The organism is Enterococcus sp. 12C11_DIV0727, from assembly GCF_002148425.2.
Classification (GTDB): domain Bacteria; phylum Bacillota; class Bacilli; order Lactobacillales; family Enterococcaceae; genus Enterococcus_L; species Enterococcus_L lemimoniae.
Genome location: NZ_CP147248.1, coordinates 567,990 through 594,222 on the forward strand (window position 1 = coordinate 567,990; position 26,233 = coordinate 594,222).

At 36.8% G+C, this 26,233-nt stretch carries 27 protein-coding genes and 1 other annotated feature; of the genes, 5 read left to right on the forward strand and 22 right to left on the reverse strand.

The window, feature by feature from the left end:
• Positions 1-35: 35 nt before the first annotated feature.
• From A5866_RS02830 to A5866_RS02855, 6 genes are all read right to left on the reverse strand, one after another.
• Positions 36-1,469 (reverse strand): S41 family peptidase, encoded by a 1,434-nt coding sequence (locus A5866_RS02830; RefSeq protein WP_086444443.1) that lies wholly within the window; start codon positions 1,467-1,469, stop codon positions 36-38.
• A 97-nt stretch (positions 1,470-1,566) separates the two neighbouring features.
• A complete protein-coding gene (locus tag A5866_RS02835) occupies positions 1,567-1,785 on the reverse strand; it encodes a YozE family protein (RefSeq protein WP_086279431.1) in 219 nt (72 codons plus the stop codon).
• 4 nt (positions 1,786-1,789) lie between these two features.
• Positions 1,790-2,299 carry a peptide-methionine (S)-S-oxide reductase MsrA gene (gene msrA, locus A5866_RS02840; protein ID WP_086279430.1) on the reverse strand — a complete coding sequence of 170 codons (510 nt, stop codon included), beginning with the start codon at positions 2,297-2,299 and terminating at the stop codon, positions 1,790-1,792.
• A gap of 21 nt (positions 2,300-2,320) precedes the next feature.
• On the reverse strand, positions 2,321-2,992 hold the full coding sequence (locus A5866_RS02845) for a YpmS family protein (RefSeq protein ID WP_086445523.1): 672 nt from the start codon (positions 2,990-2,992) through the stop codon (positions 2,321-2,323).
• 5 nt (positions 2,993-2,997) lie between these two features.
• Positions 2,998-3,885: an SGNH/GDSL hydrolase family protein gene (locus A5866_RS02850; protein WP_086279429.1), complete on the reverse strand. Its 888-nt coding sequence runs from the start codon at positions 3,883-3,885 to the stop codon at positions 2,998-3,000.
• A gap of 173 nt (positions 3,886-4,058) precedes the next feature.
• A complete protein-coding gene (locus A5866_RS02855; RefSeq protein WP_086444442.1) occupies positions 4,059-4,901 on the reverse strand; it encodes a DegV family protein in 843 nt (280 codons plus the stop codon).
• 130 nt (positions 4,902-5,031) lie between these two features.
• Between A5866_RS02855 and trhA the strand changes: the two genes are divergently transcribed.
• Both trhA and A5866_RS02865 read left to right on the forward strand, forming a co-directional pair.
• Positions 5,032-5,685 carry a PAQR family membrane homeostasis protein TrhA gene (gene trhA, locus A5866_RS02860; RefSeq protein WP_176271436.1) on the forward strand — a complete coding sequence of 218 codons (654 nt, stop codon included), beginning with the start codon at positions 5,032-5,034 and terminating at the stop codon, positions 5,683-5,685.
• A gap of 161 nt (positions 5,686-5,846) precedes the next feature.
• Positions 5,847-6,047: a hypothetical protein gene (locus A5866_RS02865; RefSeq protein ID WP_086279426.1), complete on the forward strand. Its 201-nt coding sequence runs from the start codon at positions 5,847-5,849 to the stop codon at positions 6,045-6,047.
• A 186-nt stretch (positions 6,048-6,233) separates the two neighbouring features.
• Here A5866_RS02865 and A5866_RS02870 read toward each other — a convergent pair whose 3' ends face one another.
• The 13 genes from A5866_RS02870 to A5866_RS02930 form a co-directional block, all read right to left on the reverse strand.
• Complete coding sequence (locus tag A5866_RS02870) at positions 6,234-6,746, reverse strand: adenine phosphoribosyltransferase (protein ID WP_086279425.1); 513 nt, start codon at positions 6,744-6,746, stop codon at positions 6,234-6,236.
• Positions 6,747-6,749: 3 nt separating this feature from the next.
• Entirely contained in the window at positions 6,750-9,059 is a 2,310-nt protein-coding gene (recJ, locus tag A5866_RS02875; RefSeq protein ID WP_086444441.1) for a single-stranded-DNA-specific exonuclease RecJ, read from the reverse strand.
• Between the two features lie 124 nt (positions 9,060-9,183).
• Complete coding sequence (locus A5866_RS02880) at positions 9,184-9,624, reverse strand: LapA family protein (RefSeq protein ID WP_086444440.1); 441 nt, start codon at positions 9,622-9,624, stop codon at positions 9,184-9,186.
• Between the two features lie 25 nt (positions 9,625-9,649).
• A complete protein-coding gene (locus A5866_RS02885; RefSeq protein WP_086279422.1) occupies positions 9,650-10,450 on the reverse strand; it encodes an SDR family NAD(P)-dependent oxidoreductase in 801 nt (266 codons plus the stop codon).
• Between the two features lie 12 nt (positions 10,451-10,462).
• A complete protein-coding gene (rnz, locus tag A5866_RS02890) occupies positions 10,463-11,395 on the reverse strand; it encodes a ribonuclease Z (RefSeq protein ID WP_086444439.1) in 933 nt (310 codons plus the stop codon).
• 68 nt (positions 11,396-11,463) lie between these two features.
• Entirely contained in the window at positions 11,464-12,759 is a 1,296-nt protein-coding gene (locus A5866_RS02895; RefSeq protein WP_086279420.1) for a sensor histidine kinase, read from the reverse strand.
• Positions 12,752-13,444, reverse strand: a complete 693-nt coding sequence (locus tag A5866_RS02900) for a response regulator transcription factor (RefSeq protein ID WP_086279419.1) — start codon at positions 13,442-13,444, stop codon at positions 12,752-12,754. The genes A5866_RS02895 and A5866_RS02900 overlap by 8 nt, the downstream gene beginning before the upstream one ends.
• 97 nt (positions 13,445-13,541) lie before the next feature.
• Positions 13,542-14,114, reverse strand: a complete 573-nt coding sequence (locus A5866_RS02905; RefSeq protein ID WP_086279418.1) for a DUF1269 domain-containing protein — start codon at positions 14,112-14,114, stop codon at positions 13,542-13,544.
• A gap of 69 nt (positions 14,115-14,183) precedes the next feature.
• Positions 14,184-16,061, reverse strand: a complete 1,878-nt coding sequence (locus A5866_RS02910; RefSeq protein ID WP_086444438.1) for a carbohydrate-binding domain-containing protein — start codon at positions 16,059-16,061, stop codon at positions 14,184-14,186.
• A 9-nt stretch (positions 16,062-16,070) separates the two neighbouring features.
• On the reverse strand, positions 16,071-16,748 hold the full coding sequence (locus A5866_RS02915) for a DUF4956 domain-containing protein (protein ID WP_086279416.1): 678 nt from the start codon (positions 16,746-16,748) through the stop codon (positions 16,071-16,073).
• The gene (locus tag A5866_RS02920) at positions 16,738-17,490 is read right to left on the reverse strand and encodes a polyphosphate polymerase domain-containing protein (RefSeq protein ID WP_086279415.1); all 753 of its coding nucleotides are present in this window, start codon (positions 17,488-17,490) and stop codon (positions 16,738-16,740) included. The genes A5866_RS02915 and A5866_RS02920 overlap by 11 nt, the downstream gene beginning before the upstream one ends.
• A gap of 154 nt (positions 17,491-17,644) precedes the next feature.
• Positions 17,645-18,916 (reverse strand): kynureninase, encoded by a 1,272-nt coding sequence (gene kynU, locus A5866_RS02925; RefSeq protein ID WP_086444437.1) that lies wholly within the window; start codon positions 18,914-18,916, stop codon positions 17,645-17,647.
• A 67-nt stretch (positions 18,917-18,983) separates the two neighbouring features.
• The gene (locus tag A5866_RS02930; protein ID WP_086444436.1) at positions 18,984-20,171 is read right to left on the reverse strand and encodes an MFS transporter; all 1,188 of its coding nucleotides are present in this window, start codon (positions 20,169-20,171) and stop codon (positions 18,984-18,986) included.
• 318 nt (positions 20,172-20,489) lie between these two features.
• Here A5866_RS02930 and A5866_RS02935 point away from each other — a divergent pair, with 318 nt between their 5' ends.
• Entirely contained in the window at positions 20,490-20,933 is a 444-nt protein-coding gene (locus A5866_RS02935) for an Lrp/AsnC family transcriptional regulator (RefSeq protein ID WP_086279412.1), read from the forward strand.
• A gap of 87 nt (positions 20,934-21,020) precedes the next feature.
• Here A5866_RS02935 and obgE read toward each other — a convergent pair whose 3' ends face one another.
• The gene (gene obgE, locus A5866_RS02940; RefSeq protein ID WP_086444435.1) at positions 21,021-22,334 is read right to left on the reverse strand and encodes a GTPase ObgE; all 1,314 of its coding nucleotides are present in this window, start codon (positions 22,332-22,334) and stop codon (positions 21,021-21,023) included.
• A gap of 178 nt (positions 22,335-22,512) precedes the next feature.
• Between obgE and A5866_RS02945 the strand changes: the two genes are divergently transcribed.
• Positions 22,513-22,755 (forward strand): hypothetical protein, encoded by a 243-nt coding sequence (locus A5866_RS02945; RefSeq protein WP_176332560.1) that lies wholly within the window; start codon positions 22,513-22,515, stop codon positions 22,753-22,755.
• A 378-nt stretch (positions 22,756-23,133) separates the two neighbouring features.
• Positions 23,134-24,144, forward strand: coding sequence for a type I glyceraldehyde-3-phosphate dehydrogenase (gene gap / locus A5866_RS02950; protein ID WP_086444434.1), 1,011 nt, complete (start codon positions 23,134-23,136; stop codon positions 24,142-24,144).
• 60 nt (positions 24,145-24,204) lie between these two features.
• Here gap and A5866_RS02955 read toward each other — a convergent pair whose 3' ends face one another.
• On the reverse strand, positions 24,205-25,233 hold the full coding sequence (locus tag A5866_RS02955) for a 3-deoxy-7-phosphoheptulonate synthase (protein WP_086444433.1): 1,029 nt from the start codon (positions 25,231-25,233) through the stop codon (positions 24,205-24,207).
• An 85-nt stretch (positions 25,234-25,318) separates the two neighbouring features.
• Positions 25,319-25,562 (reverse strand) — a binding site (T-box leader).
• Between the two features lie 118 nt (positions 25,563-25,680).
• Entirely contained in the window at positions 25,681-26,166 is a 486-nt protein-coding gene (locus A5866_RS02960) for a Fur family transcriptional regulator (RefSeq protein WP_086279408.1), read from the reverse strand.
• Between the last annotated feature and the right edge of the window lie 67 nt (positions 26,167-26,233).

Here is a 26,233-nt window from a genome sequence, read left to right on the forward strand (position 1 = left end):
ATTACGCACTTATCGTTTTTTCACATGAGTTCCAGCTATTTTTTTTGAAGTTCTTTTAGACCCGCTTCATATGCCTGGTCGTTTTCTTTGATTTTTTTGCCTATCTCTAACTCAATTTGGGCAGCTGTTTCGTTATCAACTTCTCCAGTAACAGGAAGTCCTGTGCTGGTCTGCAATTTGCTCACAGCTGTTTGAGTTTGCTCTGAAAATTCGCTACTGTTAGCATCAACTTCATAGTCCAGTGCTTGTAATAAAGCATTGACGTTTTTAACAACTGGTGAGGAATCACCTTGTTTTAATGTTTTATCTCTAGAAATTGGAGATAGATAGGCATAATCAGGATAATCGGCTTTAATAGTAGGTTCTAGGCCTTTTTCATGGATCCATTCTCCATTTGGCGTTAACCATTTTAGAACAGTTAATTTGATTTCACTCTTATCATTTAAGTTTTTAACTGTTTGAACGGTTCCTTTACCAAACGTTTTTGTTCCAATAATTTTTTTATTCCCTGATTCTTTTAAGGCTGCTGCGAAAATTTCAGAAGCGCTCGCACTTCCTTCATCTACTAAAACAACAGTAGGCTCCGTAACTTTAAAACCTCCATCTAGTTTGCTAGATGCGACTTCTTCACTGGTATTACCATTTTTATCTTCAAATTTGATGATTGGTTTGCCATCTTCCAGAAACATACTGGCCATTTGTTCTACTTGATTAAGAAGTCCACCTGGATTTTGGCGTAGGTCGATGACAAAAGATTTTGCGCCATCTTTTCTTAACGTTTTAATCGTATTTTTAAGTTCCTGGTAAGTATTTTCACCAAAAGAAGTGATTTTAATTGAACCTATCGATCGATCTGTTTTGTCTAGTTCTCCTTTGACTGTCTCAATTGGGATTGTATCTCGTGTCAGTTTTAATTCAAATGTTTCTTCACCACGAGCAATCGTTAAACGAACTTCGGTTCCTTTTTTTCCACGAATTTTGCTGACTACTTGAGAAAGTGTTTTACCTTGGGTTTCTTCATCATCGACTTTTAGCACTGTATCATTCGCTCTCATTCCAGCCTTAGCTGCTGGTGAGCCTTCGATAGGTGCTTGAGCTACTGTAGGCAGATCATCTGTCATAGTCATAGTGGCACCGATTCCCTCAAAGCTGCCTGCAAGGCTTTGATCTAACTCGTCAGCTTCAGGTTCATTTAGATAACTAGAGTAAGGATCCTCTAAAGCTTCTGTCATCCCTTTCAATGCACCATCAACTAATTTTTTTTCATCAACTTTTCCTACATAATTATTGATGATTTCACTGTATAAGTTATCAATTTTTTCTAAGTCAGCACTTCGAGCCGGATTGTCTGCAAGTTCCTTTTTATATTGATAGTCAAAATAAATATAGCTACCTCCTCCAACAAGAAAAGCGACACAAACAATCGAAATAATATATTGATGGAAGGGTACTTGTTGTTTATTTTTCATATAGTCATCTCTTTTCGTAAAATTATCATTGCATGTTTTCCAGTTTAACATGAAAAAAAAAGAAGGAAAAGCTTTCTTTGCCCTTTCCTTCTTTTTTTTATTTATTGTTTTCTAAGTATTTTTCCCACATCTCATCAAAAATATGCATATTGGTCAAATAATCAGCATTCATTTCTAAATAAGTAGATATCTCATGATAATCTTCTGATTGTTTTGGAAACTGAATATCTCTTGACGCGTCATTTGCAAATTGGCTTTCCGCCGTTTTTTTAGGCGCTCTTAAGGTCATTAGGTAGTGATAAAAACTTCTTCTCATAGGGTCACCAATTTTCTTTTATAAAATTTTCTCGATTAAGATGGGCGTCTTTGTAACGTTCAGGATCTTTTTGATAGAAGTCTTGATGATAGTCTTCAGCTGGATAAAAAATAGCTGCAGGCTCAATCGTTGTTACAATGGGTTCATTAAAGCGGCCACTTTCTTGTAAGTTTTGCCGACTATCTTCTGCAATCTTTTTCTGTTGCTCATTGGTATAAAAAATAACTGGCCGATAATTATCCCCACGATCCTCAAACTGACCTAAAGCATCTGTCGGATCTGTTTGCTGCCAGTAGATCTCTACTAGCTTTTCATAGGGCATAATCTCAGGATCAAAGTCAATTTCAACTGCTTCTGTATGCCCAGTTGTATGACTTAACACTTGTTCATAAGTTGGATTAACAACATGACCACCTGTATAGCCTGAGGTTACTGAATTGATGCCGGGCTGTGTATCAAATGGTTGGATCATACACCAAAAGCACCCGCCAGCAAAAATGGCTTTTTCATTCATTCGAATTCCTCCCTTACTGGATTATTTATCTTTAGGCAAATAAATGTTCATTCGGATATCATCATCGACTAAGTTTATTTTCTCAGCCCGGATAAATAGACCATTTTGCATTCTAAATTGGTCTAAACGGAGTAGAACTGTACTGTCATCTGGATTTACTTCTACCCAGTTTGGCAATTTGTAATCTCTTTGAACAAACTTCAAAATTTCTTTCATTGGTAAACCTAGCGTGCCAATTGACAAGCTTTTTGCTTTTAATTGGACATTCCCATTGTCCATTACATACGGATCAAAATAGAGGTAAAATTGAATTGGATGACCTAAAACTTCAAAGGTTCCATTCAACATTGCTTCATTTTCTAGATAGAATTTATACGTAATATCAGAGCCTTTTTGGAAATCACCAAGATAAAAATCAATTAACGCATTTATCTGCTTCTTCTTTGATTGGATGGCAATAACGGGGGTTCCATCTTTTTCGACTAACTCAGGGACAGGTGTATAGTTCGGTTCTCTAACTTGAGTAACTCTTATAAAGACGAAAGCCGCACTTCCGATTATCAGTCCAATTAAAACGATAAAAGCCACTTTCCAGTGATTGATTGTTTTTTTGACTTCAGGTATTTTTTTTCTTCTTGGGCTTGTCTTTTTTTCTGCTGTTGATTCCTTTTTTTCATCTGGTTCATTTTTCATTCTTTTCACTCACTTCCCTTTTTGAGCCATTTATCTTGGGTTTTGACCATTTCTTCACGAACAGCGCTAGCCATAATTTGATACCCTAAATTATTAGGATGGAAATGGTCTTCTTCGTAAAGCGCATTATTTTTTATATCATGCTCTGAACTTGAGGTTGTCGTTTCTTCACTACTAACAATCCCTACTTGGTCCCCTGCTCCTTTATACAGTAAGTCATTGATTGGAATAAAATAGGCATTTTTTTCTGCAGTAACGACTTCCTTTGTCCCATCATTCCAAGTATCCACTATTTCCTGCATTTCAGTAATATCAGGGAAATAAAGATAGAATGGATTGTAGATCCCTAAAACATAGATTGGGGCTTCTTCATTATATTTACGTATCTCTGTAAGGAGCTTTTCCACTTCTTTCTGATAGCTTTTAAGTGGTTTTTTAAATGAGTCTTTGGTTAAGCGGAAGACATCTCCTTTGATTACTTTCATTAGATCGTTTCCACCAACGGTTAAGGTAATGAGATCTGCTGCTGCCAAACCTTTTTGAATATCTTCATTTTTTTTGATTCGTTTTAGAATTTGATCACTGCGATCACCGTTTTTCCCAAAGTTATCCGTTTGAACACCGTTTAAATGATACTGTTCTTGTAAATCATTGGCAACTAGCGGGACAAATCCACCTGAATTTGTTAAATCGCCAATTCCTTCTGTCAGTGAGTCCCCAATTGCGGTGTATCGAATCACCTCTTTCGTTTCACTTTTTACGGTTTGTTTTGCTCCCGTTCCTAAGATTGGTTTTGCTTTAGGAACCGCCACGATCAATAATAAAAATACACCAATTATGGTGAGTATGAGCAGTGCCACGCTTGCTCCATTTTTTTTGAAAAATAATTTCATTGTATCCCTTCCTTTGCCGGAAATCACAAAAAAATAGTGCAATATACAGTCACCGGCTTTTTAGTCCTATTAAACTAAATTATCTCTATTTTATTGTCATTTGTACAGTAAAAGTTATAAAAATTTTTATTAAAAAAAGCAGATCAGTTTGATCTGCTCAAAACTCAGTCTGTTTAGTCTGTATAGTACATGATAGCAAAAGCACCTTTACCTGTATGAGTCGCAATTACAGGATTTGTATGCAATACAGGAATATCCATATCAGGAAATAGTGCTTGCAGCCCTTCTTTAAAACTGTTTGCCAGCTCTAGTCCATCTGCATGAGAAATCCCAATTTGACGTACATTTGATAAGCTACTCAATTCACTTTTCAACTCATCAAACCATTTATTAAAGGTTTTCATCCCTCTACCTTTGGCTACTGGAATCAGTTCTGTTTGATCAAAATCCATTACAACTTTCATATTAAAAATACTGGATAAAAGACCGGTTGCACGACTGATTCGGCCACCTTTAACTAGATTATCCAATGTAGATATACCGATGAAAAGCTTGGTGTTTTCTTTGACATGATTGATTTCTGCTAAAATTTCTGGAACACCAGCCCCGTTTTTAGCAAGTTTAGCCGCTTGAATCACTTGGAATGATAATCCTTGATCCGTGAAGTCACTGTCAATCACTGTAACGTTAGCAGAGCTAAGATTCCCAGCTTGTCTAGCAGCTTCTACAGTGCCGCTCAAGCCTTTTGTCATATGAATCGAGACAACTTCACTGCCATCAGCGCCTAAACGGTCATACAGCTCTACAAACTCACCAATTGGTGGTTGACTCGTTTTTGGCAAAGCTTTAGCCGTACTCATTAATTCCATAAAATGTTCGCCTTCTAAATGATCGTCATCTGCGTAAACTACGCCATCGATCATTACAGATAAAGGCATCATCTGAATATCTAAATCATCGCGTATACTTTTCAGCATTGTGCAAGAAGAATCAGTCACAATTTTAACATTTGTCATAATTTTATCACTCTTTCTTTAAAAACAACCTCAATTCGTGGTAGAATACTTTTGAGGCTTGAATGTCTGTTTATATTATAACAGACAAAGAATTATTTTTCATCAAATTAAAATGAAGGAAGTTGATTTCTTGGAAAAAGCAAAATTCTCGAGAAAATATATGATTTTAAATGAAGTACTTAATGCAGTTACTCACGGGATTGGGGCTAGTTTAAGTATTGCAGGATTAGTGATTTTGTTAGTCAAGGGTGCAAGGCTTGGTTCAGCTGTTCATGTTGTTTCCTATGCTATTTATGGTTCAACATTGATTCTGTTATTCCTATCCTCAACTTTATTTCACAGTTTGATTTTTACTAGAGCTAAGAAAGTCTTCCAGGTCTTCGACCATAGTTCGATTTTCTTATTGATTGCTGGTAGCTATACACCATTTTGCTTATTGAGCATCAAGGGTTGGTTAGGCTGGCTATTGTTTGTTCTTATTTGGGTCATGGCAATCAGTGGAGTTGTCTACAAATCTTTAACACTTCATAAACAAGAGACAGTAAAAAATGTTTCAACGGTCATTTACATTATTATGGGCTGGCTTTGTATTACAGCAGCAAAACCTTTATATGATTCTTTAGGGCCTACTGGAATAGCTTTATTAGTGGCTGGAGGCGTTTCTTATACATTAGGTGCTGCCTTTTATAGTTTAAAGAGCGTTCGCTTCATGCATGTAGTTTGGCATTTGTTCGTAATGTTAGGAGCAGGATTCATGTTCTTTTCAATTTTACTTTATACTTAAACAACTATCAAATCCTTATGAACAAAGGATTCTTGGTACTTCTTTTTGAGAAATCAAAAAAGAAGTACCTTTTTTTGTATTTATCTCTTTACAAACCGAACAAACATTCGTATAATAACTATACAAACGTTTGTTCGATAAAAATTATGAGGTGATTAAGAATGAAAGCAGTTCGTCGTGGCGGGTTATTATTTGTTGTATTGATTATTGGTATTTTCTTAGGAACATTAGGGTTACAGTCCGCATTACTTATTGTTAGCCCTCTATTTATTATATGGTTTATGCTATGGGATGAAAAACGATATTCTCATACTAGAAAAAAAAATGACCATCAACAATATGTTTATCGCAAATATCCATAGAACCAAACTGAGCTATTTAGTTAGTTAAAATAAAAAAAGATCCTGGAACATAAACTTAAAAAGTTATGTTTCAGGATCTTTTTATCCAAATAAACGCTTGGAGCAAACGGCCCTCGATGCTTCGACGATCGGAGTGAAACGAGAACCGTAGATGCAGAAGAACGCCCTTCTATCCTATCCTCTTTTTTAATATTCCATCAATGTCACAATTTCATAATCCTTGATTTTATCGCGTCCATGTAAGTCCATCAATTCAATTAGAAAAGCACAACCGACTACGATACCACCTAATGATTCGATTAACTCAACCGTTGCCTTGATGGTACCACCTGTTGCCAATAAGTCATCACAAATCAATACTCGTTGACCAGGAGTGATGGCATCTTTATGAAGAGTTAATGTATCAGTCCCATATTCCAAATCATAAGTTACTTCAATCGTTTCGCGTGGTAACTTTCCTTTTTTACGGACTGGAGCAAAGCCGACACCTAATTCATATGCGACTGGACACCCGACAATAAAACCGCGCGCTTCAGGGCCTACGACCATATCAATTCTTTTTTCTTTCGCATAATCAACGATTTGTTTTGTTGCTTCACGATAGGCCTCGCCATTGGCCATCAATGGTGAGATATCTCTAAAGATAACTCCTTTTTCTGGATAATCTGGAATACTAGCAATATAATCTTTTAAATTCATCTTTTATACTTCCTCCTCGTTCCACAGCCACTGTTGTAATGTCTCACGATCGCTGTATAGCAAAAACTCTTCTGTTTTGATTTTTTTTAAGCGAGTTTGATAGACCTTACTTTCCGTCAATGGATGATTTTCAGGACTTTCAACTTTTCTTAAAACACCGTTTTCTATTGTAACAAATCCTAAGTCAAAAAACACCTGAATCATAAAAATTAATAGCTTTTCTTGAATTTTTAAGTGTTGTGCTACAACATTCAGCTTGTAACGAACATCTACTTGTTCTTGTTGTCTGACAAATTTATAAAGTTGAGCATATTGTTCTCTAGTGCCTGTCCCATTTAGATAGGCTTCTTCATGAGAAACACCTAACATGTAAACACGCTCGATTTTCCCTGTTTGGGTGATTTGTTTTAACAACCCAACATCGTCGGGACAATCGACAAAAACTAATTGTTGACTATTAGTTTTTTCAATCATCATGACAGCTTCATCAACAGTGCTAAACAACCAATGATCCGTTTGCTCGTCAACTAGTTTTTTACTCTCGGAATTAAAATAAATATAGAGTGTATTAGCAATAGGTATTTCTTTTTGCCGACTATTTTTCCCTCTAAAGTCAAAAAGCTGCATACCATCTACTGAAAAATCACTGACCATTAATTGCGGTTTTTTATTCCCATTCCACTCATTGATCGATAATTGTCCTGCAACATTCGTTGTGCCTTGACCAAATTCATCTGCCTTATTGCCCATTTGAAACGCAATTGCATCTAATTTAGCTCCACCTTGACTTAGCTGGAACTTAAGATGGCTTTTATCAGCCCCGATTTGACGACTTTGTTCGATTGAAACATCTTCAAACAAGAAATTTGGAACTGGATTGTCTGTCCCAAATGGCGCGAGAATTTTTAATTGTTGGATGAAAGGAATTGTCACTTCATCGACTTTTAAAGACTCATCGATCAATAGTTCTTGTCCTTGTGAAAGATCGATCTGATTTCTTTCAAGATAATGAATTAAATGTTCTTTTACTTTGTTGATATTCTGAACAGGTAATGTCATTCCAGCAGCCATATGATGACCACCAAAATGAGTGAAGTCTTCACGAATTTCGCTTAAAGCATCAAATAAGTTCAGTGCTGAGACGCTACGCCCTGATCCTTTAGCAATTTCATCTGATTCGTCAATCGTTAACACGATCGTCGGTTTTCCAGTATCTTGCATAATTCTGCCAGCAACAATACCTAAAACACCTTCATGCCAACCTTTTTTTGCAACAATCTGAATGGGATCTGTTGGTTCAATCAGCTCAAAAGCTTCTTTTGTGATTGTAGCGACAATTTCTTTACGCTCATCATTTTGATTATTGATATAGGTTGCGATCCGCTCTGCTTCTTCTTCGTCGAAAGTTGTCATTAATTCAACTCCGGAAGAGGCATCGCCTAATCTGCCTAAAGCATTCAAACGCGGTGCAATTGTAAAACCAATATTTTCTTCACTGATTGCCTCTTTTTTTAATTCTGCTAGATGAATTAAGATATCCAAACCGATTCTTTCACCGTTTTGAATCATTTCTAGTCCCATTTTAACCAGAACTCTATTTTCATCTGTTAGAGAGACTAAATCGGCAATTGTTCCGATCGCAACTAAATCAAGAAATTCAGCTGGCAATTCTCCTAACAGAGCTGTTGCTACTTTAAATGCTACCCCTACCCCAGCTAAGTCTCCAAAAGGATACTGACCTTGTGGATGTTTTGGATGAATAATTGAAAACGCATTGGGTAATTCTGGTGGCAATTCGTGGTGATCGGTCACAATGACATCGACGCTCTGTTCTGTTGCATAATTAATTGCTTCATGACCTGCCACGCCATTATCGACTGTAATAATTAATTGAACACCATTTTCAATCTGTTCTTTAAACACAGTCAAATTAGGTCCATAGCCATGAATAAATCGATTTGGCAAGAAATACTCTACTTCCCCACCTATCAATTCAATAGCTTCTTTCATAACCGTTGTGCTTGTGATACCATCAGCATCATAATCTCCATATACCAAGATTCTTTCGCCTTGGGCCACAGCATCTTGGATTCTGGTTATTGTTTTCTCCATATCATGCATCAAAAAAGGGTCATAAAGATTTTCTACTGTGGGACGTAAAAAGGTTTCCAGGACTTCTTGAGACTGAATACCACGATGCCACAAAATTTGACCTAATAAAGGATTGATCTGCTCTTTTGTTAGTATAGCTGAAAATTCTTCTGGCAACGCTGTTTTTTCCCGTAATTGCCATGTATATTTTGCTTTTTTCACGACGTCACTCCTAACCAAGTAATTATATCAAATAGAATCGGAAAACTAAAGAAAGTATCCTAAAAAAACACAAATTAAAAAGCCAAGACAAAATATTACTACTTTGTATCTTGGCTTTTCCACCTTATAAATCTTCGTCGCTCGTTCTTGTTTTAGTAAAGTGATCAACCCGACTACCAACAGGTTCTACGTCAACATTTGGTGATATTGGCGCTTGAGATGCTGCAGCATCGTATTTAGCTTGCAACTCTGCTAGCTGATTCTCATAGGTCCGTTTAACCTTCTCTACTTCTTCTTGAGCTAGTTTATCTGCATCATTTTTATATGTTTCAATGTCCTTCTTTAATTCTTTTACTTGTTTCTTCTGTTTCCACATTGTCGTTGTCGAAGTCAATAGACCAATCAACGCACCAACAATTGCGGAACCTAGAATAATCAAAATCAATGGACCTGAGATTTTTGCAAAGCCAAAGCTGACTGGAACAGTTTGACTATTCAACACAGCAAAAACAACAACAATCAGAACTAACACCAGACCGATAACTACACGCCACTGGTTTTTCATGAACAGTTTCCCCCTTGTAGTTATATTATTTTTTGTTTAGTACTCCGCCAGCTAATAAATCACCTAAATATGGAAATAAAGTATACAGCCGGGAAGCGGCTTCCATGATGCGCGGGCGATTGATTTCACGTTTCGAGGTGCCCATTGCATTCACAATTTCTTTAGCTAATTTAGTAGGTTCTAAAACGAATAGATCCACAGAAGCTAGATAATTGCCAGTAGGATCCGCTTTATCAAAAAATTCAGTTTCGATTGGGCCCGGATTAACGGTCGTAACTGAGATTCCTAATGGTCTTAGTTCTAAACGTAAAGCATTTGAAAAACCTAGGACAGCAAATTTAGTAGCAGAGTAAATAGTTGATTTTGCTGTGGCCATTTTTCCAGCCATCGAGGCTACATTCATTATATGGCCAGTCCCTCTTTCAGCCATTTGAATCGCAGCTTTTTGAGTGAAGACCATCATGCCTAGAACATTTACTTCAAACATGTTTCTAGCAATCGCTAAATCTGTATCGATGAAATTTTCAAATAGTCCAAAGCCAGCATTGTTGACTAGTACATCAATGGGGCCAACTTCCGTCTGAATTTTCTCAAAAACAGTCTCAACATTGTCAGGATCGGCAATGTCTAATTGGAATGAATGAGCCAATTTCCCACTCAGTTCTTCACACGTTTCTTTCACTTTTCCAATCAAATTGATTCTTCTAGCACAAACAACTACGATGGCTCCTTGTTTTGCTGCTTCGTAACAAATTTGTTCGCCTAACCCTGCTGAACCACCCGTTACAACAACAACTTTGTCAGCTAACGCTTGTCCTTTAATCATACTTTTTCCTCCTTACTCATTTCTAAAAGGGATCTCGATAATCTCCATGTCTTTAACAATCTTAGTGTTTCGAAAAATTTCTTTGGCTTCATTTTCTAATTGGATAATGTCCCCTGTTAAGTATCGAGCACTGATATGTGTCAATATTAATTTTTTCGCGTCGGCTTCCAGAGCAACTTGGGCGGCCTGATGACTCGTCGAATGATAATAAGCTTTTGCCATTTTTTCTTCTTCTTTATTAAAGGTGCTTTCATGAACGAGCACATCGGCGTCCTCTGCAAGAGATACACTATTTTTGGTTTTTCTTGTATCACCTAAAATAGTGACGATTCTACCAAGTTTTTTCTCACCAACGAAGTCTTTTCCGTTAATCACCGTTCCATCAGGTAAGGTTACAGATTCTCCTCGTTTGATTTTTCCGTATATCGGTCCTGAAGGGACGTTTAAAGCTGCTAATTTTTCTACTTGTAATTCCCCTTCATGATCCGCTTCAACAATCCGGTAACCGAAGCTAGCAATCCCATGGTCTAATGGTAGACAAGACACTATAAATTGTTTGTCAGAAAAGACTGTGTCTGCTTTTGTGATTTCAACAAACTTCAATTCATATGAAAGTCGCGTTTGGGAAACTTTTAGTGCCGTTCTCACATAGTCGGCAATTCCAACTGGTCCGTAAATCTCTAGTTTTTCATTGCCGCCTTGGAACGAGCGACTACTTAATAAGCCTGGTAGACCAAAAATATGGTCGCCGTGTAAATGAGTGATAAAAATTTTCTCGATTTTTCTTGGACGAATGTTACTTTTTAAAATTTGTAATTGTGTTCCTTCGCCACAGTCAAACAACCAAACTGCATTCCTTTCGTCTAATAATTTCAGAGCAATGCTACTCACATTACGATGTTTTGCTGGAACCCCAGCGCCTGTACCTAAAAATTGTAATTCCATTGGCTACCTATCTTTCTTTAAACTTCTCCTTTATTTTAGAAGAAAGTTGCCGCTTTAGCAAATAATATTTATTTTACAGGAAAACGTAGCATAACTGTTGTACCTTTTGGGTCTGTATCTAGTAAGTCGATTTTTCCTTGGTGTTCATCTACGATCCATTTAGCAATAGCTAACCCGATTCCGTATCCACCTGTTTTACGGTTCCTAGACTCTTCTCCTCGATAAAACCGTTCAAAAACAGCGCTCTTTTTTTCTGCAGCAATTCCAATGCCAGTGTCGCTAATCTTAAGTAGCCACTCGTTATTTTTGACAGTCGAAAAGACAGTTATTTTTTCACCAGGAGCGGTATACTTTAGAGCATTATCCAACAAGATAATCAGTAACTGATGAATTCTTTTCTTATCGAAAAGCAATTGTTGTTCTTCTCCTAAATCAATAATGAACTCTTTTGCTTCTGCAGTAGCCAATTCTTGATATGGTATGAGTACAGTTTTTAAAAAACTGTTGATTTTTACAGGTTCTTTTTCCAATGTCAACGAGTTGGAATCTGATCGTGCCAATAAAAGTAAGTCACTAGTCAGCTGGCTCAGGCGTTGTACTTCATCTAGTGATAAAGCAATCGTTTCTGACTCTTCTAAAATAGTATGGTTTGGTTTAGTAAATAATTTCTCTAATTTTGCTTGGATGATCGTTAATGGTGTTCGCAACTCATGAGAAGCATTTTCAACAAATTCTTGCTGTTTTTTCCAAGAAATCAAAATGGGTTTCATAAACCATTTTGAAAGAAAGTAACTTAAAGCGATCGACAATAACCCGAAAATAATCATACAGATAATTAAGATTTGTTTGAATTGCTCAACCGTTCCTTTAATCGGATCAATATTTACTAGAAGTTGAACATAAGCGACCTGTTCTGAATTCGTAACCGCTAAAGTGATTGAGCGAAACTGTAATGAACGATTGTTACTATCTTTTGTTTGAACGCTAGTGATTTTATTTAAGTCATCCGTTGATAACGTTAACTTCTGAAAGTCATAAAAACGCGAACCTAATTCAGCTTCATTGAGTATGTCTCCCTCTTTAGACCAAAGAATCACCTGTTGTTGAAAATTATTAGGTGGTGGTGTATCAAATTTGGCTAGCTGAGAGGGATCGCCTTGCGTGCGCTCTACTTGGAGTAATTGATGCGATAAAAATTTTTGATCTTGGGAAAGTCGCTTTAGATCATGATCAACTGTTTGATAAATTGATGTTTGGACTAATTGAAAAACAATCAAGCCTAGGATTAAAAAGATACTTGCAAATGAAATCAAATTGATCAGAAAATAATGGATTCTCTGCTTTTTACTCAGTTGTTTATTCATGTTTCACATCCTCTGGTACTTCAAAAAGGTAACCAACATTACGTAAGGTCTTAATCCAACGATCGATGCCCCATGGCTTCAAGTTCTTTCTTAAATTACTCATATAGACTTCAACAACAGTGAGTGTTGTATCTGATTGAAAGCCCCAAATGCGGTCAAATAATTGATCTTTCGTAATGATTCGTCCCTGATTTTGCATCAAGTAGTGTAATAAATCAAATTCTTTTCCTTGCAGCGTGATTTCATTGCCATTAAAACTGGCTTGTCGATTATCTAACTCTAAACATAGCGGTCCGATCACTAGCTCATTTTTACTGTTCATTCCTAATGATCGACGAGCCAGTGCCTGAACACGCAGTAATAGTTCTTCGCGATGAAATGGTTTGGTTAAATAGTCATCGCCACCATTTTTAAACCCATTCACTTTATCTTCTAAGCCATCTTTAGCGGTTAAAATCAGAACCGGTGTATAGATGCTTTTTTTTCTCAATGCCGTCAAAACCTGTTCACCAGATATGGTCGGCAACATTAAATCTAGAACGATTAAATCATAGATCCCACGTTCACCCTCGTACAGTGCTTCTGCTCCATCATAAATTTGCGTGATTTCACCGATTTCAGATAAAATCTCTAAAATGCTATCCGACAAAATTTCGTCATCTTCAACTAATAATATTTTTAACAGTGCTCTTCACATCCTTTAAGCTCAAAAAAGACGTGCCAAAAGAGTTTTCTTTGTCACGTCTTCTGAGTTCTTTAATTGCTTTTATTTTGCCTATCGCTTACTTTTCGTCTTTTTCACTTGTATCTTGCTTTTTATCTTGCCAAGATTTTTCAGCAGAGTCTTTTGTTTCTTTTTCAACTGCTTTGGCATCTGTGATCTCTTTTTCGACATCTTCAAAATCTAAGCGGGTAATTTCTCCGCCTAATTCATTCATAATCAACTGATTTAAAGGGCGATTGTCATCTTCTTCAGCAATCAGAATGAGTCCTGTTTCGCCTACACCGATTTGTTTTGTCACATGTTCAAAAACTGTTTGTGCACCTTGAATCTCTTTAGCATCTTGAGAAGCACCAAAGAGACTTCCTGCAAACCAACCTAGTAAAATTCCTAGCGGACCGCCTAAAATGCCGATCAACATACCGATCATACTATTTTTTGATGTATGATTATTACCAGTAAAGTCTAAGAAATCATCAATTTTAAATTGATGAACCCCATCGTTTATATGGGTTACAACAGCCATTTGCTCTCCTTTGATTTTTTTCTCAACATACAATTTTTTTATCTCTGAAAATGCTTGGTAAGCTTGGCTCTCTACTTCAAAATGCATAATAATAACACGTTTCGACATTTGACCACCTCGTTCTACTTGATATCCTTATTTTATCAATAAACTAGTCACTAGTGCAATGAAAATCAATTATCTGGGTCCTTGGCCGCCAGGTCCGCCCCCCATTTGACTGCCGGTGACTACCGCACCAGATTGATCAATTGAAGTTAATATGCTATCAAGGGTAATTTTGGCTAGCTCTGTTCCATTTGTATAGTTGCTATTGCTGTATAAACCATTTTTAGCTGTGCCTGATTCTTTACCACCAGTAAATAACGTTATAGTTTCTCCGACTTTTAGGTTTGGCGAACTAATGGTAATATGAGAAAAGTCTTTGTCTGGAGCAAGGGAAATAATCGAATCACCTGCAGCATTTTCCAAGTGAACCACTGTTCCAGCTTTTTGTGTTTCGTCAAAATATAAACTTAAGGATGCTTGGGTAGAAACGTCGCTTGCACTCATCGCCATACCTGCGCTACCGCTTGCTGCCAATAGACCACCAGTCATAGTGAAGGTTCCATCATAATCAAGGGCTGCATTACCGTTATCAGTAGGTCCATTTACAATCAGCGTTCCATCTGTCATCCGAACATCCCCATTGCTGTCAATACCATCGCCATCAGCATTTACGTAGGTGGTTCCACCATTTATTTCGATAAATTTAGTACTATCTCCACCACCACCTGGTTGGCCGCCAGGTTCTCCAAATGAGTCTGGTCCAAATTGACCACCAGCTTCTGCTTCGCCAGAACTGCCTCCTGCAGCATTGATTCCATCGTCTGATGCGTTGACAGAAATGTCCCCGTTATTAATGGTCACGGTTGCACCTTCTAACCCTTCATACGAATGGCTAACATTGATCGTTCCGTTATTGATCAACAAATCAGTATCCGCATGAATCCCGTCATCACCACTTGCTAACGAAAACATTCCGTTATTGATCGTAACAGTCGCATTTGAATGGATTGCATCATCAGCTGTGTTTAAATCAAATTCTCCATCCTCTATAATAATATTACCAGAAGCTTTTAAGCCTTTGTAACTAGCCGTAGTATCAATTGATTGATCGTCATAACCTTTTGCTGTCTGAATTTGGATCTCAGCTTTCCCGATCGATAAGTTAGTTTCTGCTTGAATCCCATCATTTCCTGATTGAATCGCAAATGTCCCACCATCGATAGCGATCCACCCTTTATCTATATCAGTACTATTATTGGCTTGAATTCCATCTCCTTCAGTAGTTGTTAGCGTAAATGTTCCATCTGCAATTGATACGGAATCTTTGCCTTTGATTGCATTATTTTTAGCAGTGACTTTGATTGTTCCATTAGTAATCACTAAATCGTCTTTGCTGCGAATCCCGTTGCTATAGTTGCCACTAACTTCTAGATTCCCAGTCCCATTAATCGTTAAATCATCTTTACTATAAAATGTAGCATCGGGTTCGGTTTGATCAGTAGTAGTAAATGTATAGTCAGAACCATCTGAAAGAGTATTGTTTGTTCCTTGAGCTAAAGTTGTAATCACTTTTTTAGCTTGCTCAACGTAAATGGCTGAAGAAGAGTCATTTGTTATTTCAACATTATTTAAAACTAAATGAACTGTTTCCTCGTTAGCGTTGATTTTCAGTTGGCCATGGTAATTACCCGTTATAATATATGTTCCACCAGCAGTAATTGAGACGATCTTATCTTTTTCAGAGACGCCTGAACCGGTAATGACGCTACCAGAGTCCTTTAACTCGATTGTTGTTGCGGTATTTTTATCATATTCTTCATCAAAATCTTCATCTTCATACACACCATATTTGTTGTCAGCTGTTTTTGTTGCTTCTTGAACCGAGACGACCTGCTCTGAATTTTTTGTTGTCGATGTTGTTGTTTTGACGGTCTCTTCTTTTGCACAACCAGCCAATAGAGTAATAAGCAACAGGCTTAAGATCGTTAAGTTGAATTTCGTTTTTTTCATTATAAGCACCTACAATTCTTCTCTATTTGTCGAAACTTTCCCAAAAACAATCGTTAAATTACCATTTCTAACACGCATTGCGTCCATCAATTCCTTTTCTTTTTGGTTATCCTTTAAGGTAACACGATACCGTAATTCATATAAACTACCCATGTTTGTCGTTTTTACTGAGTCCAAATTTGCCGCATAGGTATATTGTTGAAACAGGTCATCAAATAAACCAGGATAATCTAAATCTTCAGGAATCGTGATTTTTATTTCTCTTTCTGCAACTTTTTGTTTCTCCCCAAAGTGAATGGTGTTCAACAGGATTAAAAACAATGCGATAACAATGGAAAATAAAACAATATAATGAACATAACCCATCCCAGTTGCCAAACCAATGCCCATTGACCAGAAAATACTGGTGATCTCTCTAGCCCCTCCAGCTACAGAGCGAAACCTGATCAAACTGAATGCACCTAAAACCGCAACACCAGTTCCTAAATTACCATTAACTAACATGATCACTAATTGCACCAATAGTGGTAAAACAGCTAACGTAATCACAAAGTTTTTACTATAGACATTTCGATACATATGGACACAAGCTACTAAAAGACCTAATAAAACGGATGTAACAATACAGACTAAAAGCTGCTTTAATGATAACTCAACTGAACTTTCTACTAATAAACTAGATAACATGACTAAATTCCTCTCTTTGTTTACTACTTAATGGGTTTAATGTATAGAGATAACGTTGATATGTTTGCGCATACTTTGAAAAGGAAGTTGGATACAATTCTAGTTCAGTCAAAATTTCTGAAAACCATAAAGGATAGGCACCCAAAGCTTTAACTTCCATCAACACATCGATTTCCGGTGCTACTCGTTCTCCTTTGTCATCTAATTTATGAGATAAATTTTCTTTTCGATAGCGAATATCAAAATCAAATGTCACTCTAAATTCTTCGTTTTCACAAGCGAATAAAGCTCGTCTGTCATATGCAATCATCACTTTAGGTTCTAATCTCTTTCTAGCTAAAAGCCAGTCGATTTCCTGTTTGATTTGCTGGTCTTTTCTTTTCGCTAATTCAAATGCATGTGGGTGCTGAATATATCCTTTAGCTGCATTATAGGTTAACGCCACTCTTCTTTTATAGACCACACCGCTGACTTTCTTTTTTATTTCTAAGAAGACATCAGATTCTGCTTTAGGAACACCATAACTACGGATTCTAAATTTTTCTTTATAAACAGGTTTGGTAACTGAATGGCGGATTAGTTCATAATCTTCCGTATCAAAATAAACTGAAATAATTGTATGTAGACCATAAGCGTCTTCTTGCATAAAACCGTCTAACTTCTCTCTTAATTTTTGATACTGTTGTTCTGTCAGTGCATACTTTTTTTCTTTTCTTTGAAAGCTATTTTTTAGTTTGACCATTATTTTCTCCTCCTTTGACTAAACCCATTATAAAAAAGCAACCATAAACGAAGCTTAAAAAACGTGGTACAAAACTAATTTTTAGTTTTGTACCACGTTTTTTTATTACTATTCGTTAAACTGTTCATCAACCGTTGTAAAATACTTATTTCGTTTATACGACTAAGCTTCGTTCATTACTATACTGCTCATATTTTTTGTTTAGAGCAATATCTTCTAAGGTTTCAACTAGGATGTAGACTTCTTCGTAGGTATTATATAGCGCGATAGGCGCTAAACGAATGACATTTGGTTCTCTGAAATCAGGAATAATATTTGCTGCTTTCAAGGCCTTACAAATCCTGTAGGCTTCTTCATGCTCTAAACAGACATGGCCACCTCGTTTGCTATCTTCACGAGGATTTCCTACACAAAAACCATATTTTACAAGCTTTTCATCAATCAAATACATCAAGTATGCTGTAATCGACAAGGATTTTTCACGAATCTTGTCCATTCCTACTTCATTAAAAATCGCTAACGTTCCTTCCAAAGGTGCCATTGCTAAAAAGCTTGGGGATCCAATTTGCCATCCGCTTGCATCTTGTTGATGTTCAAATTCATGTTTCAATTCAAACTGTGTTTCATCCTTATTCCCCCACCAACCAGCTAAACCAGGTGTCTCTTTAAAATGTTTTTGATTCATATAAAGGCCCGCAATTGATCCAGGACCAGCTGATAAATATTTGTACGTACACCAAATTGCAAAATCTGGATCGACTTCTTTAAAATCCATTGGTATTGCCCCAATTGCATGGCATAAATCCCAACCAATCAGAATCCCTCTTTGATGGGCAGCTTTTGTTATTCGTTTCATATCTAAAACTTGTGAACTACGATATAAAACAGTTGGCAATAAGATGATGGCAACATCATCCGTCATGGCATCAATAACAGATGATTCATCAATCAATCGTCCATCTACGCTTTTTACCACTTTTACGGCATCATTTGGATCATATCCTCTTAACTGTACCTGACTATCGATGGCATAACGATCTGTAGGGAAATTTAAATCATCAACTAGAATTTTATAACGATCTTTTGTCGGTTTATATAACGTGCTGATACATTGATGGATGTTGATTGTTGTACTCCCTGTAATGACGATTTCTTCTGGAAAAGCATTGATCAACGGTGCTGTCATCTCGCCTAATTTTCCAGGATAATGAAACAATCCATCCCATAATTTGATTCCTTCTTTTTTCCAGATATCCAGCATATTTAGTAAGACTTTTTCAGCGTCTTTCGATGCCAAGCCCAAAGAATTACCATCCATATAAATTTCGCCAGGTTGAACATAAAAGCGATCTCTAATGCTTCTAAGTGGATCTTTTTCATCTAATTCTTTTGCAAATGCAAGAGTGGTTTGAAATTCTCTTTCCATTATTTGTCACCTTCCAAGTTTTTTATTTAAAGAAGTAATCAAAAATACTTCTTGTCAGCAAACAGAATTACAAGACTGCGTTCTGTTTAGTTAATTTAACAAATCCAAAAACAGCTATTAAAGCAATAACGCCCACGCCGCTAAGTAAATAAATAGCAATTATCCATGATTGGCTTGAGTCACTAATTTTTATCACAATCGGCGTTCCAATAAAAATGCCGATATAATAAAATAAATTGATAAATGAAATACTGGTACCGATCAATTGTTCTTCTTTCACTATTTTTGGTACTAAAATCATTACACATGAGGAAGCTAAACTGGCTCCAGCTGAAAGTGCAAAGAGCTGGGCGAAAAATGTAAAACTGTTAGATAAAAAGCCCATCCAAAAAGTAGCCGCTAACATCAATAAAAATGAACAGAAAATAATAACTTGCCCCTTTTTAGTCTTATCGATCAAATAACCCGCCAATGCGCCAAATGGAATCCCGAATAGCCCAAAATATCCAGTGTAACTATTAGCTAAGGTCTCTGACAATCCGTATAGTTGTGTGTAAATTTGCGGATAAAGATTGATAAAGGCAAACAATATAAACGCCATGCAACCTTGTGCAAGTGCTAATAGCCAAATCCCCTTATTTTCTATTGCTTTTTTGAATGAGCCTTTATCTGCTTGTGACCCAGTTTTGGATCGACTACGTGGTTCATCTAATAAAAAAAGATATAGACATAAAAAGATCATAGATAAAACAGCAATGATCAGCCAAAGTGAACGTAAACCGTATGTTTTTGCTAATGGTTTAAATAAATTCATTGCTAGCATTGATCCTAATGCCGAAAAAGTTCCCCAAATCCCAGTTGCGATCCCACTACTGCTATCTTTAAACCAAAAGTTGATCAAAACAATTCCGACCATAATAATCATTGAAAAAGAAATTCCTTCAATGGCTCTTGAAATCAATAATGACCAAAAACTTTTTGAAAAGGCTCCCCAGATATTTCCAATTGCCAAGCAACCCATTAAACCTACTAATAATTTTTTAGGACCAAAGCGAGTAACGAACGCTCCGCCCGGGATTGCTAAAAAAATACCTGACACTGTGAAGATCGACATTAACCACGAGACCATTGAAAGACTTATAGCTAAGTCTGCCCCCAGTTCATTTTGAATGGGAACTAGTTTCAATTGACTTAAAGAAACAATCACTCCACCCAAATATAACAAAAGAAATTTTACCCATCTGTTTCTCAACATAAAAAAACTCCTTTTTAGTCTGTCTTTTAGCATGTAGAAACAATCTATTTATGAAAATGCCATCAAGTCATCTTACAGATAAACTAATCATAGCGAATTTGCTTGTCTCTTGTATATGAAGATATGAAGATATTGATAACGTTTTCTTTCAGATGTGACAAAAGTATGCCAATTATTTTTACAATCTGAAATTAAATTGGGATCCTCCGTTTCTTTTTGATGTAGAAAATCACCTATAAGTCAAAAATCATATGGAAAAGCTAGTATTTATCCTCTATAATAAACTTACTAAATGAATCAGCTTAAGGAGGTAGACCATTGGATAAAACGGATCGTAAACTTCTACAAATTCTTCATGAAAATTCAAGAATCTCAATCGTTGAGTTATCTCAAAAAATTAATTTAAGTCGTCCGAGTGTGAAGGAACGAATCAACAAGCTAGTTGAACAAGGTATCATCAAAAATTTTACGATACAACTTTCAATGGAGCATATTAAACAAACCATTACGTTTTTCACTGAATTAAGCAATGTTACTTTGCCTGTCAGAAAAGTTTTAGCACTCTTAAAAGGGAGTCCTTATGTCAACGAAGTACATATTGTCAGTGGTGAAGTGAATTATTTGGTGAAAGCAACAGTGGCCAATACCACTGAAATGAAAGATTTGCTTGCAAAGTGGATGGAGTTTGCCAACGTTAAAAGCTCTGTCGTTTTGGAAACGCCAGTCACTAATCAGCTGCATTTTTTCAATAATGATTGTTAAAATCATTTTTCTAGCAAAATCACTAAACGATAGAAAAAAAAGAGAACCAATGAAATTCATCAGCTCTCTTTTCTTCTATCGTTCTTTTTAATCTACAAATTCAAATTCATACTCGCCGATTCGAACAATATCGCCATCTTTAGCTCCACGTGCGCGTAAAGCTTCATCCACGCCCATGCCACGTAATTGACGAGCAAAACGCATAACACTTTCATCATGTTCAAAGTTGGTCATCTCGAATAGTCTTGCTAATGATTCACCAGACAGAATCCATGTTGCATCTGAATCACGATCGATTGTGAACTCTGGTCCTGCTGGTTGGAAACCATAACGAACAGTATCCTCTACGATTTCTTCTTCATATAATGGGAATTCTGGCGTAACATCAATCAAATCAGCTGTTGCATTAAGCAACGGTTCAATCCCTTTACGTGAAACCCCAGAAATTGGGAATATTGGCAGATGATCTGCATATTCATCGGTACGTTCTTTTTCAATTTTTTCTTTGAATTTCTTTAAATTTTCTTCTGCTTCTGGCATATCCATTTTATTTGCTACAATAATTTGCGGACGTTCCATTAAGCGCATATTGTGAGAAGCTAGCTCTTTATTAATAGCTAGATAATCCTCGTAAGGATCGCGGCCTTCCATCCCGCTCATATCGATCACATGTAAAATAACTCTAGTTCGTTCAATATGACGTAAAAACTGAGTTCCAAGCCCAACACCTTGTGAGGCCCCCTCGATCAAACCAGGTAAATCTGCAGCGGCAAAACTTCGTCCATCACTCGTTGAAACCATTCCTAGATTAGGAACTAATGTTGTAAAATGATAGGCACCAATTTTAGGTCTAGCCGATGAAATCACAGATAGTAAAGTAGATTTTCCCACAGATGGGAAACCAACTAAACCAACATCAGCTAATACTTTTAATTCTAGTTCGATTTTTCTTTCTTGCCCGGGTTCACCGTTTTCAGCAATTTCAGGCGCTGGATTTTTTGCTGAGGCGAAACGGATATTTCCGCGTCCGCCGCGTCCACCTTTTGCGACCGTCAATGTTTGACCATTTTCAATCAAATCTCCGATCAAGGTGCCAGTTTCAGCATCACGAACGGTTGTACCAGGGGGAACTTTAACAAAAGTGTTTTCCGAACCACGTCCGTGCATACCTTTGCTCATCCCGTTTTCTCCAGGTTGTGCTTTAAAATGACGATTAAAACGGAAATCCATCAATGTCCGTAATCCTTCTTCAACAACAAGGATCACATCTCCTCCTTGACCGCCATCTCCTCCAGCTGGTCCGCCATCTGGAACATATTTTTCTCTACGAAAGGCAACCATTCCGTCGCCGCCCTTACCGGCTTTGACATCGATTGTTACCTGATCTAAAAACATGGACATATTGTGTCCTCCTATCTTAAAGAAATTAGGATAAAATAGTTCACTTTTACCGTGAAATACTCTAACTCACCATTTCTTTGGGTTTACTTTTTTACAAATTTAGTTATTCGTTTACCTTCGCTTTTCGATAACATATTCTGTTTGAAAGCCTTTCTTATTGTAAAGGTTAAACCTAGATTTGTCTAGCCAAATTCGTTTTTATGAACTAGAATTAGCTGCTGTAGCAGATACAGCGATTGCCGCTGCTGCTGCACTAGCTTCTTGCGCCTTCATCATAGTGAGCGTTAATGCTGTTATATTTAAATTAGTATCATTAGATAAATCAGTCATTTCTGCTTGGATCAAGAGCCCTAAAGCCAAAGAATGGCAGAAGTCTTTATACCAACGTAAATTGGTCTTTTCTTCAAGTAGTTCTGAATAATCGCCTAACGCTTGGAAGTCAACCTTTTCATAGTGGCTAAAAAAAACAACGTGACAATACTATTATACAGCTCTGGTTTAGATTTGATCCCCATCTGTCTCAACTCTTTATCGCTTCCATTGAAGTAACACAACAATTTGAGCGTTATTCATTCTCCCAACTCCTTTTTCCTATTAAAAGACAAGATTTTTGACAAAAATCTGAAAAGCGTTCATGCTACTAGTATAGCTGATATAATTACTTTTTTAAATGTGTGATTATTAAAAGCTAGTCATTTTAAATTTGTCGAGCATGGGAACTTGTTTTACGGTCATTTGTTTCTACTTAATAAGACAAGTTTGTTCATTTGCTCTAAATTATCAAAGGAGGAAATTTAGTATGACAGTAAAAGTAGGCATTAATGGATTTGGACGAATTGGTCGCCTTGCATTCCGCCGCATCAAAGAAGTTTCCGATGATATTGAAGTTGTAGCAATCAATGATTTGACAAGTCCAACGATGTTAGCCCAATTACTACAATTTGACTCGACACATGGTACTTATCCTGGAAAAGTGACAGCAACAGAAGATGCAATCGTAGTTGACGGTGAGGAAACAAAGGTTTATGCGGAAGCTGATGCTAGCAAACTTAAATGGGTAGCTGAAAATGGTGTTGACATTGTTTTGGAATGTACTGGTTTTTACGCCTCACAAGCGAAATCACAAGCACATATTGACGCTGGTGCGAAACGGGTTGTGATCTCAGCTCCAGCTGGTGACATGAAAACAATCGTTTATAACGTTAATGATGATACCTTAACGCCAGAGGATAAAATTATTTCAGCTGGTTCATGTACAACAAATTGTTTAGCGCCAATGGCTTATTTCTTAAATAATGAATTTGGGATTGAAGTTGGTACCATGACAACTGTTCATGCTTATACCTCTACCCAAATGTTGTTAGATGGACCTGTAAAAGGCGGTAATTTACGTGCTGCTCGTTCAGCAGCTGATAATACGATTCCTCATTCAACAGGTGCTGCTAAAGCAATTGGTTTAGTTATTCCAGAATTAAATGGGAAGTTACAAGGACATGCGCAACGTGTCCCAGTAGTCGACGGATCATTGACTGAACTTGTCTCTATTTTAAAAACAAAAGTCACTGCTGATCAAATTAATGAAACAATCAAAAAACATACAATTGATAATCCTTCATTTGGTTATGATGATCGTGAAGTCGTCTCAGGTGATGTGATTGGGACAACCGAAGGATCCATTTTTGATCCCACGCAAACCGAAGTAACCACATCAGGTGATTTCCAACTAGTTAAAACAGTTGCTTGGTATGATAATGAATATGGTTTTACCTGCCAAATGATCCGCTTGTTAGCAAAATTTGCTAACTTATAAAGTAGCTTAACCAAAAAACAGTCGCTCATGTTCGTTCATGAGCGACTGTTTTTGGTTAAGCTAAGCATTTTCAGCAATATAATACACTAGTTCTTCTGTTTCAGCCCAACCTAAACAGGGATCAGTAATTGATTGACCAAACACTTTGCCATCCGCTTCTTGGCGACCACTTTCAAGAAAACTTTCTATCATAAATCCGCGTACCCATTTTTTCATATCCTGATTCCAAGAACGATTGATCAAGGTTTCTTTCACGATCCGGACTTGCTCTTTATACTGTTTCCCTGAATTATCATGATTTGTATCGATTACGATGAATGGATTTTTATAATTACCAGCTTTATATAAAGCTACTACTTTTAATAAGTCTTCATAATGATAGTTAGGAATATTTTCACTATACTCATTTAATCCACCTCTTAAGACGACGTGTGCTAATGGATTAGAACTTGTTTCTACTTCAAGTCCATTGAAAATAAATTCTTGTTTTTGTTGCGCCGCATATAAGGAATTGAATAACACGTTCAAATTGCCGCTGGTCGGGTTTTTCATTCCTGTCGGTTGATCGATCCCGCTAGCAACAAAACGATGTTGTTGATCTTCCACAGAACGAGCGCCCACAGCGATATAACTAACTAAATCCTGAACAAATTCTAAGTTTTCAGGATAAAGCATTTCATCTGCAGTGGTTAAGCCCGTTTCACTAATAACACGATTATGCAAACTACGAACAGCCGCAATTCCTTTGATTAAGTTACTTTCTCCTTCTGGGTTTTGCTGATGGAGTAGCCCCTTATAGCCATCGCCATTAGTTCTAGGCTTATTCGTATAGACACGCGGTACCATAAAGATTTTATCTTGAACTTTTTCTTGTAGTTTTGCTAAACGCGTTACATACTCCATCACTGCTTCTTCATTGTGAGCAGAACAAGGACCAATCACTAAAAGAATTTTTTGACTTTTCCCCTCAATGATATTTTTTAACTCTTGATCCCGAACAGCTTTCAATTTTTCTTGGTCTGGTGTTAGTTTAGATAATGATTTGACTTGTTCAAAATTGATTGGTTGGCTCAATGCTTTAAAACTCATACGATAACGCCCCTTCATTTTTCTTATAATCAAACAATAAATTAAAGATCCATAAAATAAAAAAAGCCTCACCCTTCTCATTACTGAAAAGGACGAGACCGAATTGATCCGTGTTACCACCTTTGTTTACAATCAGCTCACACTCATTGTCTTGTCAGGTACAAAATTATACCCTGGCACAATAACGGGTGCGCATAACCGTCACAGCCTACTTGATTCGGTGTGAAGTTCAAAGAGGAATTCAGATACATTAGGTTTGTGCGCCTCTCAACAACCGGCTACTTTCTGTACACCTGTATTATCTTACTAGTTCTTATCAAAACATTTATTGTTTATTGAAGTCATTGTAAGAGATTCTGTCAGAATTGTCAATCTTTTTCAAAAAGAAAAACCAAGCAATCAAGGATAAAGAATACACTTCAGCCCTTAACCTGGTTAATCCGAATCTTAAATTTTTGATACAGCCTCTTCTGTTGACTGCTTTTTCTTTTTTTGTTGACACTCTTGACAAATACCGTGGAAGGTTAAGCGATGGTCTTTCACAAGAAAATGATAACGTTGTTCTACAACGTCTTCTACGTCCCCTAATAAATCTTCTTCCACTTCTTCAATATTGCCACATTCTAAACATAAAAGATGATGATGGAAATGTTTGGCGCCTTCTTTGCGTAAGTCATAACGAGCTAACCCATCGTTGAAACTTACCTTATCTACGACTTTTAAGTCAGTCAAAATTTCTAATGTACGGTAAACAGTTGCTAAACCGATTTCCGGGCTTTTTTGTTTAACTAAAAAATAAATTTCTTCTGCTGATAAATGGTCTTTTTCATTTTCTAGTAATACCAATACTGTTGCTTCTCGTTGAGGCGTCAGTTTGAAACCAGATTCATGCAATTGTTGTTTTGTTTTCTTTAAAGCAGCAGTAGAATCCATAAATGCAGCCCCTTATTTATAATTATTTTAATCTAGAACGGGATATCCTAGCATTACATTGTAATAA

Bases quoted from the DNA above. Each gene is read 5' to 3' on its own strand.
- A5866_RS02850 (WP_086279429.1), bottom strand. From the start codon at position 3,885: ATGAAATTATTTTTCAAAAAAAATGGAGCAAGCGTGGCACTGCTCATA.
- A5866_RS02955 (WP_086444433.1), bottom strand. From the start codon at position 25,233: ATGAGTTTTAAAGCATTGAGCCAACCAATCAATTTTGAACAAGTCAAA.
- A5866_RS02835 (WP_086279431.1), bottom strand. From the start codon at position 1,785: ATGAGAAGAAGTTTTTATCACTACCTAATGACCTTAAGAGCGCCTAAA.
- A5866_RS02915 (WP_086279416.1), bottom strand. From the start codon at position 16,748: ATGTTATCTAGTTTATTAGTAGAAAGTTCAGTTGAGTTATCATTAAAG.
- msrA (WP_086279430.1), bottom strand. From the start codon at position 2,299: ATGAATGAAAAAGCCATTTTTGCTGGCGGGTGCTTTTGGTGTATGATC.
- A5866_RS02910 (WP_086444438.1), bottom strand. From the start codon at position 16,061: ATGAAAAAAACGAAATTCAACTTAACGATCTTAAGCCTGTTGCTTATT.
- A5866_RS02845 (WP_086445523.1), bottom strand. From the start codon at position 2,992: ATGAAAAATGAACCAGATGAAAAAAAGGAATCAACAGCAGAAAAAAAG.
- A5866_RS02830 (WP_086444443.1), bottom strand. From the start codon at position 1,469: ATGAAAAATAAACAACAAGTACCCTTCCATCAATATATTATTTCGATT.
- A5866_RS02895 (WP_086279420.1), bottom strand. From the start codon at position 12,759: ATGAATAAACAACTGAGTAAAAAGCAGAGAATCCATTATTTTCTGATC.
- gap (WP_086444434.1), top strand. From the start codon at position 23,134: ATGACAGTAAAAGTAGGCATTAATGGATTTGGACGAATTGGTCGCCTT.
- rnz (WP_086444439.1), bottom strand. From the start codon at position 11,395: ATGGAATTACAATTTTTAGGTACAGGCGCTGGGGTTCCAGCAAAACAT.
- A5866_RS02920 (WP_086279415.1), bottom strand. From the start codon at position 17,490: ATGGTCAAACTAAAAAATAGCTTTCAAAGAAAAGAAAAAAAGTATGCA.
- A5866_RS02960 (WP_086279408.1), bottom strand. From the start codon at position 26,166: ATGGATTCTACTGCTGCTTTAAAGAAAACAAAACAACAATTGCATGAA.
- A5866_RS02885 (WP_086279422.1), bottom strand. From the start codon at position 10,450: ATGATTAAAGGACAAGCGTTAGCTGACAAAGTTGTTGTTGTAACGGGT.
- obgE (WP_086444435.1), bottom strand. From the start codon at position 22,334: ATGTCCATGTTTTTAGATCAGGTAACAATCGATGTCAAAGCCGGTAAG.
- kynU (WP_086444437.1), bottom strand. From the start codon at position 18,916: ATGGAAAGAGAATTTCAAACCACTCTTGCATTTGCAAAAGAATTAGAT.
- A5866_RS02880 (WP_086444440.1), bottom strand. From the start codon at position 9,624: ATGAAAAACCAGTGGCGTGTAGTTATCGGTCTGGTGTTAGTTCTGATT.
- A5866_RS02930 (WP_086444436.1), bottom strand. From the start codon at position 20,171: ATGTTGAGAAACAGATGGGTAAAATTTCTTTTGTTATATTTGGGTGGA.
- A5866_RS02855 (WP_086444442.1), bottom strand. From the start codon at position 4,901: ATGACAAATGTTAAAATTGTGACTGATTCTTCTTGCACAATGCTGAAA.
- A5866_RS02905 (WP_086279418.1), bottom strand. From the start codon at position 14,114: ATGTCGAAACGTGTTATTATTATGCATTTTGAAGTAGAGAGCCAAGCT.
- A5866_RS02870 (WP_086279425.1), bottom strand. From the start codon at position 6,746: ATGAATTTAAAAGATTATATTGCTAGTATTCCAGATTATCCAGAAAAA.
- A5866_RS02865 (WP_086279426.1), top strand. From the start codon at position 5,847: ATGAAAGCAGTTCGTCGTGGCGGGTTATTATTTGTTGTATTGATTATT.